The sequence below is a fragment of the Streptomyces scopuliridis genome (assembly GCF_042790125.1).
Classification (GTDB): domain Bacteria; phylum Actinomycetota; class Actinomycetes; order Streptomycetales; family Streptomycetaceae; genus Streptomyces; species Streptomyces scopuliridis_A.
Genome location: NZ_JBHTZS010000006.1, coordinates 254,329 through 270,910 on the forward strand (window position 1 = coordinate 254,329; position 16,582 = coordinate 270,910).

The 16,582-nt window shown below is 71.1% G+C and carries 13 protein-coding genes; 4 read left to right on the forward strand and 9 right to left on the reverse strand.

The genetic code is table 11. From position 1 onward, the window contains the following. Positions 1-55: 55 nt before the first annotated feature. On the forward strand, positions 56-1,018 hold the full coding sequence (locus ACFRKB_RS12400) for an oxidoreductase (RefSeq protein WP_383105544.1): 963 nt from the start codon (positions 56-58) through the stop codon (positions 1,016-1,018). A gap of 177 nt (positions 1,019-1,195) precedes the next feature. Beyond that, entirely contained in the window at positions 1,196-2,353 is a 1,158-nt protein-coding gene (locus ACFRKB_RS12405; protein ID WP_383105546.1) for an alkaline phosphatase PhoX, read from the forward strand. Here ACFRKB_RS12405 and ACFRKB_RS12410 read toward each other — a convergent pair. From ACFRKB_RS12410 to ACFRKB_RS12440, 7 genes are all read right to left on the reverse strand, one after another. After that, the gene (locus ACFRKB_RS12410; RefSeq protein WP_383105547.1) at positions 2,323-3,378 is read right to left on the reverse strand and encodes an ArsR/SmtB family transcription factor; all 1,056 of its coding nucleotides are present in this window, start codon (positions 3,376-3,378) and stop codon (positions 2,323-2,325) included. The genes ACFRKB_RS12405 and ACFRKB_RS12410 overlap by 31 nt on opposite strands. 559 nt (positions 3,379-3,937) lie before the next feature. Next, positions 3,938-6,676, reverse strand: coding sequence for a pyruvate, phosphate dikinase (ppdK, locus tag ACFRKB_RS12415; RefSeq protein WP_383105548.1), 2,739 nt, complete (start codon positions 6,674-6,676; stop codon positions 3,938-3,940). A 356-nt stretch (positions 6,677-7,032) separates the two neighbouring features. Next, a complete protein-coding gene (locus ACFRKB_RS12420) occupies positions 7,033-7,698 on the reverse strand; it encodes an HAD family hydrolase (RefSeq protein WP_383105550.1) in 666 nt (221 codons plus the stop codon). Beyond that, entirely contained in the window at positions 7,695-8,804 is a 1,110-nt protein-coding gene (locus ACFRKB_RS12425) for an ABC transporter ATP-binding protein (RefSeq protein WP_383105552.1), read from the reverse strand. Before ACFRKB_RS12425 ends, ACFRKB_RS12420 begins: the two co-directional genes overlap by 4 nt. 7 nt (positions 8,805-8,811) lie before the next feature. Continuing rightward, entirely contained in the window at positions 8,812-9,765 is a 954-nt protein-coding gene (locus ACFRKB_RS12430; protein ID WP_383105554.1) for an ABC transporter permease, read from the reverse strand. Next, positions 9,753-10,649: an ABC transporter permease gene (locus ACFRKB_RS12435; RefSeq protein ID WP_383105556.1), complete on the reverse strand. Its 897-nt coding sequence runs from the start codon at positions 10,647-10,649 to the stop codon at positions 9,753-9,755. Before ACFRKB_RS12435 ends, ACFRKB_RS12430 begins: the two co-directional genes overlap by 13 nt. Next, the gene (locus ACFRKB_RS12440) at positions 10,649-11,761 is read right to left on the reverse strand and encodes an ABC transporter substrate-binding protein (protein WP_383105669.1); all 1,113 of its coding nucleotides are present in this window, start codon (positions 11,759-11,761) and stop codon (positions 10,649-10,651) included. Before ACFRKB_RS12440 ends, ACFRKB_RS12435 begins: the two co-directional genes overlap by 1 nt. 248 nt (positions 11,762-12,009) lie before the next feature. On the opposite strand from ACFRKB_RS12440, the gene ACFRKB_RS12445 reads away from it, so the two are divergent. After that, on the forward strand, positions 12,010-12,792 hold the full coding sequence (locus ACFRKB_RS12445) for a GntR family transcriptional regulator (RefSeq protein WP_365971094.1): 783 nt from the start codon (positions 12,010-12,012) through the stop codon (positions 12,790-12,792). A gap of 69 nt (positions 12,793-12,861) precedes the next feature. On the opposite strand, the gene dusB is transcribed toward ACFRKB_RS12445, so the two are convergent. Next, on the reverse strand, positions 12,862-14,073 hold the full coding sequence (gene dusB, locus ACFRKB_RS12450) for a tRNA dihydrouridine synthase DusB (RefSeq protein WP_383105558.1): 1,212 nt from the start codon (positions 14,071-14,073) through the stop codon (positions 12,862-12,864). A gap of 52 nt (positions 14,074-14,125) precedes the next feature. Between dusB and ACFRKB_RS12455 the strand changes: the two genes are divergently transcribed. Beyond that, positions 14,126-15,637 (forward strand): MFS transporter, encoded by a 1,512-nt coding sequence (locus tag ACFRKB_RS12455; protein ID WP_383105560.1) that lies wholly within the window; start codon positions 14,126-14,128, stop codon positions 15,635-15,637. Here ACFRKB_RS12455 and ACFRKB_RS12460 read toward each other — a convergent pair. Next, complete coding sequence (locus tag ACFRKB_RS12460) at positions 15,604-16,509, reverse strand: helix-turn-helix transcriptional regulator (protein WP_383105562.1); 906 nt, start codon at positions 16,507-16,509, stop codon at positions 15,604-15,606. The two genes, ACFRKB_RS12455 and ACFRKB_RS12460, sit on opposite strands and share 34 nt — an antisense overlap. Between the last annotated feature and the right edge of the window lie 73 nt (positions 16,510-16,582).

The window sequence follows — 16,582 nt, forward strand, 5'->3', positions numbered from 1 at the left end:
CGTACGCTGGGAGGCGGGCCCCATGCGTACACCAGGAGCCACGAGGAGCCGCCGCATGCCGACCCTCATGCCGACCCCCGGAGCGACCGGAGCGACCGGCTGGAGCACGCGCGACATCCCCGACCAGAGCGGACGCGTCGCCGTGGTCACCGGCGCCAACAGCGGCATCGGTCTCGTCACCGCCCGCGAGCTGGCCCGCGGGGGCGCCCGGGTGATCCTCGCGTGCCGAAGCGAGACCCGGGGCAGGGCGGCCGAGGCACTGATCCGCGAGGAAGTGCCGGGCGCCCGGGTGGAGTTCGGGCGGCTCGATCTGGCGGACCTCTCCTCCGTACGGGGCTTCGCCGCCGCGTATCCGGCCGAACGGCTCGATCTGCTCATCAACAACGCGGGCGTGATGGCGCTGCCGTACGGCACGACCGCCGATGGCTTCGAGACCCAGTTCGGCGTCAACCACCTCGGCCATTTCGTCCTCACCGGGCTGCTCCTCCCCCGGCTGCTGGACACCCCGGAGGCCCGGGTGGTGTCCGTCTCCAGCGGTTTGCACGCGGTGGCCAATATCGATATCCGCGATCTCAACAGCGAGCGCCGCTACCGCCGCTGGGTGGCCTACGGCCGCTCCAAGTCGGCGAATCTGCTCTTCATCCACGAGCTGGCGAGGCGGCTGGCCACGGCGGGCTCGGACATCGTGGCCGCCGCCGCGCAGCCCGGGTACGCGGCCACCAATCTCCAGACGGCGGGCGTCCGGCTGGAGGGCCGCAGGACCGCGGAACGGATCGTCACCCTCGCCAACCGGATCATCGCCCAGCCCGCCGAGGCGGGCGCCCTGCCGACGCTGTACGCGGCGACCGCGCCCGGCGTGCGGCCCGACTCCTTCACCGGCCCCAGGATCCAGGGCTGGCGTGGCCCGCCCGCCCCCTCGTTCCGCGCGTCCTGGACCCTGGAGGACCGCGCGGGAAAGCTGCTGTGGGCGGAGTCGGAGCGGCTCACGGGTGTGCGGTACGCGAGCCTCCCCACGTAAACACCCCTGGACGAACGATTCCGAAGCCCCCGGCCGGTCCGAAGTCCCGCCGGAATGACGACTTCTCACCGCTCGTTCAGCCCGCGGCCATGCGCGTCCCCTAGGCTCCTGCGACGCGCGACCCCGTGACGTCGGCCGGCGCCGCGGGGCGGTCACGACACCACCCTGGAGCGACCAGTGGAACGTCGCAGTTTCCTGCGCGGAGCGGTCATCGGCACCTCGGCCGCGGCCTTCGGCGGCACCTTGTGGCGCGGCGCCGCCTACGCCGCGCCCGCCCAGCCGGGCGCGGGCCCCTATGGAGCACTCGGCACGGCGGACGCCAACAACATCCGGCTCCCCGCCGGCTTCACCAGCCGGGTCATCGCCCGGTCGGGACAGCAGGTCACCGGCACGTCGTACAGCTGGCACAACGCCCCGGACGGCGGCGCCTGTTACGCAGACGGCTCCGGCTGGATCTATGTCTCCAACTCGGAGATCGACCCGTCGGGCGGCGCGAGCGCGGTCCGCTTCTCCTCGACGGGCGCGATCACCGCCGCGTACCGGATCCTCTCCGGCACCCGGCAGAACTGCGCGGGCGGCACGACGCCGTGGAACACCTGGCTGTCCTGCGAGGAGGTGGACCGCGGCTATGTCTACGAGACCGACCCGTGGGGCGTGAAGGCGCCGGTGCGGCGGGACGCGATCGGCCGCTTCAAGCACGAGGCCGCCGCCGCGGACCCCGTACGCAGGACCATCTATCTCACCGAGGACACCACCGACGGCTGCTTCTACCGCTTCACGCCCACCACCTGGGGCGATCTCTCGGCGGGCCGGCTGGAGGTCCTGGTCGCCGGTACGGGTACGAGCGGCCCGGTGAGCTGGGCGGCGGTCCCCGACCCGAGCGGCGCCTCGACGGCCACCCGTAACCAGGTCTCCGGCGCCAAGCGCTTCAACGGCGGCGAGGGCTGCTACTACGCCGACGACACCTGCTGGTTCACCACCAAGGGCGACAACCGGGTCTGGCAGTACAACGCGGCCGCCGGGACCATCGAGCTGGCCTACGACGACTCGCTCGTCTCCGGTACGGCGCCGCTGACCGGTGTCGACAATGTCACCGGCTCCTCCTCCGGCGATCTCTTCGTCGCGGAGGACGGCGGGAACATGGAGATCTGTGTGATCACCCCTGACGATGTCGTCGCGCCGTTCCTGCGGATCGGCGGCCAGTCCGGCTCGGAGATCACCGGACCGGCCTTCTCGCCCGACGGCAAGCGGCTCTACTTCTCCAGCCAGCGCGGTACCAGCGGGAGTTCGTCGGGCGGTATCACCTACGAGGTCACCGGGCCGTTCCGGGCGTAGAGCCCGGCCGAGGGCCCGCCGCCCCGCAGCAGGGCGGCGCCCAGCGGGGTGAGGGTGTGCAGCACGGCGTTGCCGTGCCGCAGGGTGACGATGAGCCCCGCCTCGCGCAGGACGCAGGCGTGCTGGCTGGCGGAGGCGAGCGACACGCCGGTTCTGCGAGCCAGCTCGCTCGTCGTCGATCCGTGCTCGATGGCGCGCAGAACGGCCGAACGCGTATGCCCGACGAGCCGGCCGAGCGTGGGGCCGCCACGCTCCGTGACGGCGGGCGCGTCGGAGTGCGTGACGGGATAGACCAGGACGGGCGGCAGCGTAGGGTCGCGGTGGACGACCGGCGTGGAGCGGCAGAAGAACGACGGCTGGAGCAGCAGCCCCCGCCCGTCCAGGCGCAGTTCGCGGTCGACCGGGTAGTCGGCCTCCAGCACCGGCGAGCGCCAGCGCAGCATCGGCGGCAGCGTGGAGAGCAGTTCGTCCGCGCCGCCGTCGAGCAGCGCCCGGCCGCGCAGCGCCCGGTCCGCCTCGACCCTGGCCCGGATATGGGGCCAGTACGGCTCGACGGCGGCGCGGTGGTACGTACGCAACGCCTCGACCAGCCCGCCGAGTCCGCCGAGTCCGCCGAGCCCGCCCAGGCAGCCGGGTCCGCCGTCGGCGAGCGAGGCCAGCCGTCCGCCCGGGTCCCTGCCGCGCTTATTGTCGACGGCGAGCAGGGCGAGTTCGGCGCGGATTCTTTCCCGCGGGGTGGCGCGCAGCGCCTCAAGGCCCGCCTCCAGCCCCACGTCAAAGCCGAGCCGTCCCTGAGCCGGCGTCAGGAAATCGGGGAAATAGCCGCGCCGCGGAACGAGCGCGGAGAGCAGACTTGTTTCACCATTCAACCGGGTCCGCGTTTCCCTGCGCCATTGCCCGTAGGCGAGCGGACCGCGCCGGTCTCTTATTCGGTGAAAGCTGAGAATCGTTTCCCACAGCGGGTCGGGCCCGGCGGCCATCCGGACCCCGCCGAGGTCCTTCCCGGTGAAATGAATACGCAGCATCAAATCTCCACTTGTTGCATCCACTATCTCCCCAGCAGCCCCCAGCACTGAGTATGCAGGCCATCACGGGCTGTTACCACGGTGTTTCGGCCACAGTTGAAACGCTTCGCGGTGGTGCCCGCGAAGCGAAAGGCTGTACCTCGTCGGGCATGAAACCTGGACGACCGAATAGGCGTGGCGAGGGCCGTGGGGGACTTTGCCCGCCCGGCGGCGGTCGGTCGAGGTTGCGGCTCCGTGTCCGGCCCGCGTAAAAGGGGGGCGCGACCGGTGGGTGGGGATCCACTGGTCGCGCCCTACTGTTGCCCAGCGTTACCCGGCGGGCAATTCAACACAGCACTCACCATCCGCACATGACGAAGGGGCAGACGCCTCCGCACAAGGCGCCCGCCCCTTCTCTGTGCCCCGGAGCCACCCCGCCGGCCGGGCGAGGGTCAGGGATCAACCGGCAATGCGGCTCCGGTGTTCAGAGGAAATCCCCCACTTTCTCTCGGGATTCATGCTCGGGAGTCACCAGAAGTCATCGGGAATCACCGGATGTCCTCGGCGGCGCCGTCGGGAGTCACCGGGAATCGCTGCCGGCCGACGACGCCGCCGCGCGGCCCGCCTCCAGCCGCGCCACCGGGATCCGGAACGGCGAGCAGGAGACATAGTCCAGACCCACCTCGTGGAAGAACCGCACCGACTCCGGGTCGCCGCCGTGCTCGCCGCAGACGCCGAGCTTGAGCCCAGGCCGGGTGGCCCGGCCCGCCTCGGCCGCGCTCCGCACGAGCGCGCCGACGCCGTCCTGGTCGATCGTCTCGAACGGGGAGACCCCGAAGATGCCCTTCTCCAGGTACGCCGTGAAGAAGCTCGCCTCCACGTCGTCGCGCGAGAAGCCCCAGACGGTCTGGGTGAGGTCGTTCGTACCGAACGAGAAGAACTCCGCCGCCTCCGCGATCTGTCCGGCGGTCAGCGCGGCGCGCGGCAGCTCGATCATCGTGCCGAGCGCCAGCTTGAGTTCGACGCCGGTGGCCCGCTCGACCTCCGCGATGACCTGCTCGGCCTCGTCCCTGACGATCTCCAGCTCCTGGACGGTGCCGACGAGCGGGATCATGATCTCCGGACGCGGGTCGCCCTTGGCGTTCTTGCGCTCGGCCGCCGCCTCCGCGATGGCGCGTACCTGCATGGCGAACAGCCCGGGGATGACCAGCCCGAGCCGTACCCCGCGCAGACCGAGCATCGGGTTCTGCTCATGGAGCTTGTGCACGGCCTGGAGGAGGCGCAGATCGTTCTCGTTGTGGTCCTTGCGGGCCTCGGCGAGGGCGACCCGTACCGACAGTTCGGTGATGTCGGGCAGGAACTCGTGCAGCGGCGGGTCGAGCAGCCGGACGGTCACCGGCAGGCCGTCCATCGCCTCGAACAGCTCGATGAAGTCCTTCTTCTGGAGCGGCAGCAGCGCCCCCAGCGCCGCTTCCCGCTCGTCGTCGGTGTCGGCGAGGATCAGCTTCTCGACCATCCCGCGGCGCTCGCCCAGGAACATGTGCTCCGTACGGCACAGTCCGATGCCCTGCGCGCCGAAGCGGCGGGCGCGCAGCGCGTCCTCGGCGTTGTCGGCGTTGGCGCGCACCCGCAGCCTGCGGCGGCGGTCGGCGTACGCCATCATCCGGTGGACGGCCTCGACCAGTTCGTCGGCGTCGTCGGCGCCCGCGTGCATCCGTCCCTCGAAGTACTCGACGACGGGCGACGGGACGACCGGGACCTCACCGAGGTAGACCTTGCCGGTCGAGCCGTCGATGGAGACGACGTCGCCCTCCTCGATGACGGTCCCGTCGGCCGTCAGCCGGCGGGACTTGGTGTCGACCTCCAGGTCCTCGGCGCCGCAGACACAGGTCTTGCCCATGCCCCGGGCGACGACGGCCGCGTGCGAGGTCTTGCCGCCGCGCGAGGTGAGGATGCCCTCGGCGGCGATCATCCCGTCCAGGTCGTCGGGGTTGGTCTCGCGGCGGATGAGGATGACCTTCTCGCCGGACCGGGACCACTTGATGGCGGTGTACGAGTCGAAGACCGCCTTGCCGACCGCCGCGCCCGGCGACGCGGCGATCCCGCGCCCGAGCAGCTGCCGCTTCGCGCTCTCGTCGAAGCGCGGGAACATCAGCTGGGCGAGCTGGGCGCCGTTGACGCGCTGGAGCGCCTCGGCCTCGTCGATCAGTCCCTGGTCGACGAGTTGGGTGGCGATCCGGAACGCGGCGCCGGCGGTGCGCTTGCCGACACGGGTCTGGAGCATCCACAACTGGCCGCGCTCGATGGTGAATTCGATGTCGCACAGATCCCGGTAGTGCGTCTCCAGGGTCTCCATGATGCCCATGAGCTGGTCGTACGACGTCTTGTCGATGTGCTCCAGCTCGGCGAGCGCCACGGTGTTGCGGATGCCCGCGACGACATCCTCGCCCTGCGCGTTCTGGAGGTAGTCGCCGTACACGCCCTGGTGGCCGCTGGCGGGGTCACGCGTGAAGGCGACGCCCGTACCCGAGTCCGGGCCGAGGTTGCCGAAGACCATGGAACAGATCGTGACGGCGGTGCCGAGGTCGCCGGGGATGCGCTCCTGACGGCGGTAGAGCTTGGCCCGGTCGGTGTTCCAGGACTCGAAGACCGCGCGGATCGCCAGATCCATCTGCTCGCGCGGGTCCTGCGGGAAGTCGCGGCCCGCCTCCCGGGAGACGATCTTCTTGAACCGCTCGACCAGCTTCTTGAGGTCGGAGGTCGCCAGATCCACGTCGGTGGCGGCGTTCTCGGCCCGCTTGGCCTCCTCCAGCGCCTCTTCGAAGAGGTCGCCGTCCACCCCGAGCACGGTCTTGCCGAACATCTGGATCAGCCGGCGGTACGAGTCCCAGGCGAAGCGCTCGTCGCCCGCCTGGGCGGCGAGTCCGGCGACGGAGGCGTCGGAGAGCCCGACGTTCAGGACGGTGTCCATCATGCCGGGCATGGAGAACTTGGCGCCGGAGCGTACGGAGACGAGCAGCGGGTCGTCGGCCTGGCCGAGCCTCTTCGCCATCTTCTGTTCGAGGGCGTCGAGATGCGCGCTCACCTCGTCGCGCAGCGCGGCCGGTTCGGCACCGCTGTCGAGATAGATGTTGCACGCCTCGGTGGTGATGGTGAAGCCCGGCGGAACAGGCAGCCCGAGGTTGGTCATCTCGGCGAGGTTGGCACCCTTGCCGCCGAGGAGGTGCTTCAGATCCTTGTTGCCCTCGGTGAAGTCATAGACGAACTTCTCGCCCCGGAGCGTGGGGGTGGCTACCTGGGGATCGCTGTTTTCCGACACGGGTCCGACTCCTCAAGGACGCGGTGGCTGCCCTGACGGCGAGGAACATACCCAGATCGAAGGTGCCTGGGTACGGCCACTTGCCTGTCATACGGCCTTAACCACCCGTCCGCCAGCAGATCGAAAGTGAGCGTGGCGCGGCAGGGCGGGCCGGTCTCTTTCACGCCTCGAAGCGGCCATGACCCGCCCATGACCGGATGCGCTCATATGAGTGATGACATCGTCGTCTGAGTTCAAGTGATGAACGCAGAAAGGGTGGCACTGCGTGCCACCCTTTCTGTTTCGCATGCACCCAAGATCCGCTCATCTGAGCCTTGCCCACATCAAACGTGGCGAGAATCACGCTCTCGGATGGCCTAACCGGCGCCCGCGCAACCCCTCAGCACCGCCAGGTCCACGTCCTCCAGACTGCGGGCGAAGTACCGCCCCGCCGCCGGATCCACCGGCAGCAGCGAGGGCACCACCAGCACCGCGCACCCGGCCGCCTGGGCCGAGGCGCTGCCGTCCGGCGAGTCCTCCACGGCGACACACACGGCGGGCCCGACCCCGAGCCGCTCGGCCGCCGCCCGGTAGGGATCGGGGTGCGGCTTGGTCCGTACGGTGTCGTCGGCGGAGAGCGTGAACGCGAACGGCACATCCGCCAGCGAGCCCGCGACCACCGAGTCCACGACGACCCGGGGAGACGCGCTCACCAGCGCGAAGGGCACCTCGGCGCGCGCCAGTTCGGCCAGCAGCCGCCGGGCGCCCGGCCGCAGCGGCGCCCCCGCCTCCACGCGCCGGAAGAAGGAACCGGTCAGCTCCGAGGCGACCGTATCGGCGCATCCGCCGCCGGTGACCCGCACCAGATGAGCGGCGGTGTCGGCGACCGCCCGGCCGACCACCTCCGGGGCGTCCGCGCCGGTGAGCCGGTGGCCGAGGCTCCCGGCGATCTCGTCCGCCGTCTCCCACCACAGCACCTCGGTGTCCACGAGGGTGCCGTCCATGTCGAAGAGGACGGCCGCGGGCGTCGTCACCGTCCTCACGCGCCGCTGCCCGGGGCCGGCACCACGAGGACCGGGCGCCGCGCGGGCTCGACCGTCGCCCGCACCCCGGGGACCAGTTCGCCCGCGTCCCGGGACGGCACATCGGACTTCACCGAACCGCCGCCGGGCAGATCGAGCAGCACGCGCGTGACCGAGCCGAAGAAGGACGCGGAGACGACCGTCGCCGTACCGGCCGGATCGGCGGTGGCGGTGATGTTCTCGGGGCGGATCAGCACCTCCACCTCCCGGCCCGCCGGACGTTCGCCGTCCACGGGCAGGGTGACGCCCGCGACCTCGACCTCCCCGCTGTCGGTGAGCCGCCCGGCCAGCCGGTTCATCGTGCCGACGAACTCGGCGACGAACGCCGTGGCGGGCCGCTCGTACAGCTCCGCGGGCGGCGCGCACTGCTCCAGCCGGCCCGCGTTGAGCACCGCCACCCGGTCGGCCATGGAGAGCGCCTCCTCCTGGTCGTGGGTGACGAAGATGGTGGTGATGCCCAGCGACAGCTGGAGCCGCCGGATCTCCTCGCGCAGCGTCAGCCGGACCTTGGCATCGAGTGCCGAGAGCGGTTCGTCCAGCAGCAGGACGCGCGGGCGCAGCGCCAGCGCGCGGGCCAGCGCGACCCGCTGCTGCTGACCGCCGGACATCTGGTGCGGATAGCGGTCGCCGTGCTCGGGAAGGCCGACCAGGTCGAGGAGTTCGGCCGCGCGGGCGCGCCGTTCGGCGGCGGACACCTTGCGCACCCGCAGCCCGAAGGCCACGTTGTCGCGGGCGTTGAGATGCGGGAAGAGGCTGTACGACTGGAAGACCATGCCCGCGTCACGCCGGTTGGCCGGTACGCGCGTGATGTCCTCGCCGTCCACCAGCACCTCGCCCGAGTCCGGCTGCTCGAAGCCTGCCAGAACCCGCAGCGCCGTGGTCTTGCCGCAGCCCGAGGGGCCCAGCAGGGCGAGGAGTTCGCCGGGGCGCGCGGTCAGATCGAGCCCGTCGAGGGCGACGGTCGGGCCGAACGCCCTGCGCAGACCGCGGAATTCGACCAGCGCGCCCGTCGTGGACGTGGTCTCCTCCGCCGGACGGTCTTCGGTTGCTGTCGAGGTGAGTGACATGGGAGGTCTACTCCTTGCCGGAGGCGGGAGAGGTGAGAGATGCGGAAGAGCCGGAAGGGGCGGGCGGCGCGGGAGTCGCCGAGGCGGCGCGGGTCCCCGCACGCGACAGGAGCAGCAGCAGCGCCCAGGTGATCAGCAGGCTGAGCAGCGACACCGCCACCGACATCCGCGCCTGCGCGCCGGAGACGGAGACGATCCACACCGCGAACGGCCGGAAGCCGAGCAGCGAGGCGATCGTGTACTCGCCGAGCACCAGCGCCAGGGTGAGGAAGGAGGCACCGGCCAGCGAGGAGCGGAGGTTGGGCAGGATGACCCGCAGGATCACATACGGCCTGCTCGCCCCGCAGTTGCGCGCGGCCTCCACCAGGGTCGGTACATCCACGGCGCGCAGCCCGGCGTCCAGCGAGCGGTAGACGAACGGCAGCGCGAGCACGGTGTAGGCGAGCACCAGCACGACCGGGAACGACTCGTTCTGCACGGCCAGGAAGGTCTGGTAGAGCGGGGTACGGGAGAGATGGTCCGGTCCCCAGCGCAGCACGGTCGTGACGCCGGTGACCAGCGCGATCGGCGGCACCACCAGCGGCAGCATGCAGACGATCTCGACGAGCGGCCGCAGCCGCGGCGCGCCCAGCCGTACCGCGATCAGCGCCGGCACGGCCAGCAGCAGCGCGAGCAGGATGGTGGCGGCGGCCAGCCCGAGGGAGAGCAGCAGGCTCTGGGTGAAGCCCTCGGCGGCGAGGATCCCGGTGTACGCGGCGAAGGAGACGCCCTGTCCCGGCGTGTGCACCGTGAAGACGAACGAGGACAGCAGCGGTACGAGGAAGTAGAGCCCGGCGAGGGTCAGCACCGCGCCACGCCAGACGCGGGGGCGGCGGCGCGCCCGTACCCGTACGGCCTTGCCGTCCCGGGCCTGCCGCGGGCTCTGCCCGGGGGCGGTGGCGGTCGGTGTCAGTGCAGCCATCGGGTGCTCCGTCGCTGGAGGGGCAGATAGACCGCCATGACCAGACCGGCGATCACGATCATGTCGAGGCTCAGCGCGAGCGCCACGTTCTCCTGTCCGACCAGGACGTTGCCGGAGAGCGCGTCCGCGATCTTCAGCGTGACCAGCGGGACGGAACCGCCCACCAGCGCGGCGGCGGTGGCGTGCGCGGCGAAGGCGCTGCCGAAGAGCAGCACGAACCCGCCGAGCAGCGAGGGCGCGAGGACCGGCAGTCCGACATGGCGCCAGAACTGCCAGGTGGTGGCCCCGGCGTTCTGCGCGGCCTCGCGCCACCGCGGGCGCAGACCGTCCAGCGCCGGAACGCTGACCAGCACCATCAACGGCACCAGGAAGTAGAGGTAGATGACGGCGAGTCCGGTGAAGGAGTACAGGTTCCAGCCCGCGCTGTCGAGATGGCCGAGCCGGGTGACCACGCCGGAGATGCCGAGGGTGGCGACGAACGCGAACGCCAGTGGGATACCGCCGAAGTTGGCGAGCACGCCGGAGGCGGTGAGCACGGCGTTGCGCAGCGCCCCGCCGCGTGAGGTGACGACGGCCTGGGCGATCAGCGTGCCGAGCAGGGTGGCGATCACGGCGGTCAGCGCGGAGAGTTCGACGCTGCCGGCCAGCGAGGTCAGATACGGGCCCTGGAGCGAACGCTGGAGGTGTTCACCGGTCAGCGCGGTGGCGCCGGTGGCCGGATCGTCGCGGGTGACGGCCCCGTACAGCAGCGCGCCGACCGGCAGTCCGAAGCAGAGCGCGGCGAAGACGAGCAGCGGGAGGGCGCCGAGCCAGGCGCGCGGCGCCCGCCGCCGACGGCGTGTTCCGTCGGCGGCGCCCGGTGCGGACGAGGAGGGGGTGGGCATCAGGAGACGGCCTTGTCCCAGTTCTCGGCGAGGGTGGCGTTGGCCGCGTCCAGTTCGGCGGACTCGGGGAAGCTCGGGGTGCCCTCGACCTTGGGGAGCTTGGCGACGAAGGTCTTGTCGGCGGTGCCTTCGGTGGTCATCGAGGGCAGCAGCACGGGGCGCGCGTACCCCTTCAGCCACAGGTTCTGGCCCTCGGTGCTGTACAGGAACTCCATCCACAGCCGGGCGGCGGCCGGGTGGGGCGCGTCCTTGTTGATGGCCTGCGAGTAGTACTGCGCGTACACGCCGTCGGCCGGGATGGCGACCTTCCAGTCGACGCCCTTGCCGCGGAACTGGTCGGCGTAACCGGCGTTGAGGTAGTCCCAGTCGATGCTGATGGGCGTCTCGCCCTTCTCGACCGTGGCCGGGGTGGACTCGACGGGGATGAAGTTGCCGTTCTTCTTCAGCTTGCCGAAGAAGTCGATACCGGGCTGGATGTCGCCGAAGGAGCCCTTGTTGGCGAGCGACGCCGCGTACACCCCGCCGAAGGCCGAACCGGACTTGGTGGGGTTGCCGTTGAGCGCCACCTTGCCCTTGTACTCGGGCTTGAGGAGATCGGCGAAGGTCTGGGGGCAGTTCTTGATCCGGGCCGCGTCGCAGCCGATCGAGACATAGCCGCCGTAGTCGTTGAACCAGCGGCCGTCCTTCTCCTTCTGGGCCTCCGGGATCTTGTCCCACGCCTCGACCTTGTACGGCGCGAAGAGGTTCTCGGCGGCGCCGCTGCGGGCGAAGGCGATCCCGAGGTCGAGGACGTCGGGCGCGCGCTTCTGGCCTTTGCGGGACTTGACGGCGGCGATCTCGTCGGAGCTGGAGGCGTCCGGGTTCTCGCTGCTGACCTTGATCTTGTACTTGGCCTCGAACGCCTTGATGACCTCACCGTAGTTGGCCCAGTCCGGCGGGAGGGCGATCACATTGAGCGTGCCCTCCTTCTCGGCGGCGGTGACGAGGGCGTCGATCCCGCCGAAGTCGGCGGCGGAGGCGGCGGTTCCGGCGGCCGTGCCGGTCTCCTCGGTCGCCGCGCCGCAGGCGGTGAGCACGGTGAGCGCGGCGGTGCTGAGCGCCGCGGCGGCGATGAGCCGGCCGTGGGCGCGAGGACGGAATCGGGTCACGCTGTGTCTCCCGGAGCGAAGTGTGTTTCATCGGGGGGTGTGCAACTTGTTCATACAAGCTGGCATCAGTTCGCCCGGCCGAGATGTCCCGGAAGTGAACGCCACATGACCGTATCCGCAAGGTACGGCCGCCGATCCCGAGTGGTTACAGTGAGGGGCGTGTGTCCCGACTGATCGGGGTACCTGTACACAGTTCAGAAGGGGGACAGGGCGTGGGTTCGGACACGGGCGGTTCGCGCTATCTGGAGATCGCCGAGGCGCTGCGGCAGTCGATACTGAGCGGCGAGCACCCCGTCGGCGCCCGGCTGCCCTCGGAGAGCGATCTGGCGGCCCACTGGTCGGTCTCGCGCGGCACGGTACGGCAGGCGGTCGGGCTGCTCGCCTCGGAAGGGCTGATCGGCTCCCGGCAGGGCGCGCGCCGTGTCGTACTGCGCCAGGAGCGCCGCCACAGCTTCCAACAGCTCAACAGCTTCGCGCAGTGGGCCCAGGCCATGGGCTGCGAGGTCTCCAGCCTGATCCTCAGCCGTACGACCCGCCCCGCCACCGCCGAGGAGGCGTCCCGGCTGGGCGTCGCGCCGGGCAGCGAGGTGCTGTACGTCGTGCGCGTACGGCGGCTGGACGGGGAGCCGGTGATGGTCGAGCGCACGGCCTATACGGAGTGGGTCGCGCCGGTCGTGCGCGCGCTGCCCGACGATGTCGTCTCGATCATGAACAGCATCGCGGAGAACGCCGGCATCGTCGCCCACTACGGCGAGCACCTGATCGACGCCGTCGCGGCGGGCAGCGAGGACGCCCGGCTGCTCCGGGTCCGCCGGGCCAGCCCGCTGCTGAGGCAGCGTCATCTGACGAACACGGCGGCGGGCCGGCCCATCGAGTGGACCGACGACCGCTATCGCGCGGGCAGCGTGGCGTTCAGCGTCAGCAACTCGGCGGCGGCGGCGCCGCTGGAGCGGCAGGCCGGTCCCGAGGTGACCAGGGGCCCGTCCGGGGAGTGAACGGCTGGGCTCGCCCCTGCCCTGCCCTGCCCGGTCCGGTCCGGTCCGGTCCGGTCCCCCGAGGGGGTTTCAGCCGCCCGACGTGTCCAGCTCCGCGTCCGCGCCGATGCCCGCGCAGTCGTACGGGTCCTTCAGCCAGCCGTCCGGCAGGACGACCCGGTTGTTCCCCGACGTGCGCCCGCGCGGCCCGTCCGCGCCGTCCGGCCACGGCTGGTCCAGATCGAGTCCTGCCATCAGCTCGTCCAGCTCGGCGAGCGACGAGGTGATCGCCAGCTGCTTGCGCAGCTGCGAGCCGACCGAGAAACCCTTCAGGTACCAGGCCACATGCTTACGGAAGTCGATCACGCCCCGGGCCTCGTCCCCGATCCACTCCCCCAGCAGCTCGGCGTGGCGCCGCATGACGCCCGCGACCTCGCGCAGCGTGGGCCGCGCGGCCTCGCCCCGGCCCTCGAAGGCCGCGACCAGGTCCGCGAAGAGCCAGGGCCGGCCCAGACAGCCGCGCCCCACGACCACGCCGTCACAGCCCGTCTCGCGCACCATCCGCAGCGCGTCGTCCGCGGACCAGATGTCGCCGTTGCCGAGCACGGGGATCTCCGGGACATGCTCCTTGAGCCGCGCGATGGCGTCCCAGTCCGCGGTGCCGCCGTAGTGCTGGGCGGCGGTCCTGCCGTGCAGCGCGATCGCGGTGACGCCGGCCTCGACCGCGATACGCCCCGCGTCGAGATAGGTGAGGTGGTCGTCGTCGATGCCCTTGCGCATCTTCATCGTGACCGGCAGATCCCCGGCGTTGGACACGGCCTCGCGCAGGATCGCCCGCAGCAGGGGCCGCTTGTACGGGAGGGCCGAGCCGCCGCCCCTGCGGGTGACCTTGGGCACCGGGCAGCCGAAGTTGAGGTCGATGTGGTCGGCCAGATCCTCGTCCACGATCATGCGGACCGCCTTGCCGACGGTGACCGGGTCCACGCCGTACAGCTGGATCGAGCGCGGGGTCTCGGTCGCGTCGAAGTGAATGAGCTGCATGGTCTTCTCATTGCGCTCCACCAGCGCCCGGGTGGTGATCATCTCGCTGACGAACAGCCCCTTGCCCCCACTGGCGGCGTCCACCGGGGGGCGGCCCCCGAACCCCCGCACGCCTTCGGCGAACTCCCGGCAGAGCGTCCGGAACGGGGCGTTGGTGATCCCGGCCATGGGGGCGAGCACCACCGGCGGCTGGACGGTGTGGGGGCCGATGGCCAGCGGGGCGGCCGGAGGTGCCGTGAGCGTGGAGAGTGGAGCGGTCATCCGCCCATTGTCGCGCACGACACGAGTCATTAGTTAGTCGTACTATCAATGGATGCCCGAGCTGAGCCATCGACGGCGCGTGCTGGTGCTGGCGATCTGCTGTATGAGTCTCCTGATCGTCAGTCTCGACAACACCGTCCTCAATGTCGCCCTGCCCTCCATGCAGAAGGAACTGCATGCCTCGGTCGCCGGGCTCCAGTGGACGATCGACGCCTACACCCTCGTCCTCGCCTCGCTGCTGATGCTCGCGGGCTCCACCGCCGACCGGATCGGCCGACGGCGGGTCTTCCAGGCCGGGCTGGTCCTGTTCACGCTCGGCTCGCTGCTCTGCTCCCTCGCGCCGAACCTCGAATCGCTGATCGCCTTCCGGATGGTTCAGGCGGTCGGCGGCTCGATGCTCAATCCGGTGGCGATGTCGATCATCACCAACACCTTCACGGCCCCGCGCGAGCGCGCCCGCGCCATCGGGGTCTGGGGCGGTGTCGTCCGTATCTCGATGGCGGCGGGCCCGCTGGTCGGCGGCCTGCTGGTGGACTCGGTCGGCTGGCGGTCGATCTTCTGGATCAACCTCCCGATCGGGATCGCCGCGCTGATCCTGACCTGGCGCTACGTCCCCGAGTCGCGCGCCCCGAAGCCGCGCCGCCCCGATCCCGTAGGACAGCTGCTGGTCATCGGCGTACTCGGCGCGCTCACCTACGCGATCATCGAGGCGCCCTCGGCGGGGCTGACCTCACCGCTGATCGTGTCCTTCGCCGCCGTCGCGGTCCTCTCCCTCGCCGGGCTGCTGCTGTACGAGCCGAGGCGCGCCGAACCACTGATCGACCTGCGGTTCTTCCGCAGCGCGCCGTTCAGCGGCGCGACGGTCATAGCCATCTGCGCCTTCGCCGCGCTCGGCGGGTTCCTCTTCCTCAACACGCTCTATCTGCAGAACGTACGGGGTCTGTCCGCGCTGCACGCCGGGCTGTACATGCTGCCGATGGCCGCCATGACCTTCCTCTGCGCCCCGCTCTCGGGCCGGCTCGTCGGCAGCCGGGGGCCACGCCTCTCGCTGCTGGTCGCGGGGGCGGCGATGACGGCGAGCGGTGTGCTGTTCGCCGCGTTCGACGCGGAGGCGACCACGGCGCTGATGTTCACCGGCTATGTGCTCTTCGGTCTCGGCTTCGGCATGGTCAACGCGCCGATCACCAACACCGCCGTCTCCGGAATGCCCCGCTCCCAGGCGGGCGTCGCCGCCGCCGTGGCCTCCACCAGCCGCCAGATCGGCCAGACGCTGGGCGTGGCCGTGATCGGCGCGGTGCTGGCGGGCGGCACGGTCGGCGCGGTGGCCTCCGCCTCGTACGAGACGGGGTTCATGGAGGCGAGCCGTCCGGCCTGGTGGATCATCACCGCGTGCGGGCTCTGTGTCCTGCTGGTGGGCGCGCTGACCAGCGGCGCCTGGGCGCGGGAGTCGGCACTGCGTACGGCGAAGCGCCTGGAGCCGGCCGGCGCCGGCGGCGGGACCTCCCCGGACGCGCTCGACCGGAGATCGGCTCAGAGATCGGCGGGAACCGGCCCGGACGCCTGAGCGAACGCCTGGAGCTTCTCCAGCCGGAGCGCGGTCTCGTCGTCCACCGGGACATAGCTGACCAGCCGGGGCCCCGCGGACGGCCCGAGCCAGAGGTTGGTGTGCTCCAGATTGAGCAGCCCCACCTGGGCGTTGACGAACCGCTTGGTCCTGTCCCCGACCGGGGCGACCACCTCATGCCGCTCCCAGACCTCACGGAACTCGGGCGAGGCCGCGCGCAACCGTCCGAGCAGCGTCTTCCAGGGCGGCTCCGAGAGATGCTCCGCCATGGCGGCCCGGAACTTGGCCGCCATGATCCGGCTCGTCTCCTCGGGATTGCCGAGGGCGGCGCGGAATGCCTCGTTGGTGAAGGCGAGCCAGAGGCAGTTGCGGTCCTGCGGCGGCAGCGCGTCCATGTCGCACATCATCACGCCGTACGTGCGGTTGTACGCGAGGATGTCGTACCGGCTGTTCTGCACACACGCCGGGAACGGCTCAAGCCGCTCCAGCATCCGCCGGATCGCGGGCGTGATGGTGGGGCACGGCGTCCCGGGCGCGGGATCCAGCGCCCCGGCCAGCGCGAAGAGATGCGCGCGTTCGCTGGGGTCGAGGAGAAGGGCGCGGGCGAGCGCGTCGAGGACCTGCGCGGAGACCTGAATGGGCCGCGCCTGCTCAAGCCAGGTGTACCAGGTGACACCGACGGCGGAGAGCTGGGCGACCTCCTCGCGCCGCAGCCCCGGGGTACGCCGACGGCTCCCCCGGTCGAGCCCGACCTGCTCGGGCATGATCCGCTCACGGCGGCTGCGCAGGAACCCCGCGAGCTCATGCCGCCGGATATCGCTCTCCCGCCCGGCCTGTGCCGTGTGCCCGGCCCGCGCGATGGTGGAGGTCATGTGTCCAGGGTGCCGCATGCCCCAGCCCCGTGCCAGGTAGCCCCGGTACCGGGATAAGAACTCCCCGCTACCA

Excerpts from the sequence above, each read along its gene's own strand:
- ACFRKB_RS12400 (WP_383105544.1), top strand. The coding sequence starts at position 56 with ATGCCGACCCTCATGCCGACCCCCGGAGCGACCGGAGCGACCGGCTGG.
- ACFRKB_RS12410 (WP_383105547.1), bottom strand. The coding sequence starts at position 3,378 with ATGCTGCGTATTCATTTCACCGGGAAGGACCTCGGCGGGGTCCGGATG.
- ACFRKB_RS12425 (WP_383105552.1), bottom strand. The coding sequence starts at position 8,804 with ATGTCACTCACCTCGACAGCAACCGAAGACCGTCCGGCGGAGGAGACC.
- ACFRKB_RS12430 (WP_383105554.1), bottom strand. The coding sequence starts at position 9,765 with ATGGCTGCACTGACACCGACCGCCACCGCCCCCGGGCAGAGCCCGCGG.
- ACFRKB_RS12435 (WP_383105556.1), bottom strand. The coding sequence starts at position 10,649 with ATGCCCACCCCCTCCTCGTCCGCACCGGGCGCCGCCGACGGAACACGC.
- dusB (WP_383105558.1), bottom strand. The coding sequence starts at position 14,073 with ATGACCGCTCCACTCTCCACGCTCACGGCACCTCCGGCCGCCCCGCTG.
- ACFRKB_RS12455 (WP_383105560.1), top strand. The coding sequence starts at position 14,126 with ATGCCCGAGCTGAGCCATCGACGGCGCGTGCTGGTGCTGGCGATCTGC.
- ACFRKB_RS12460 (WP_383105562.1), bottom strand. The coding sequence starts at position 16,509 with ATGACCTCCACCATCGCGCGGGCCGGGCACACGGCACAGGCCGGGCGG.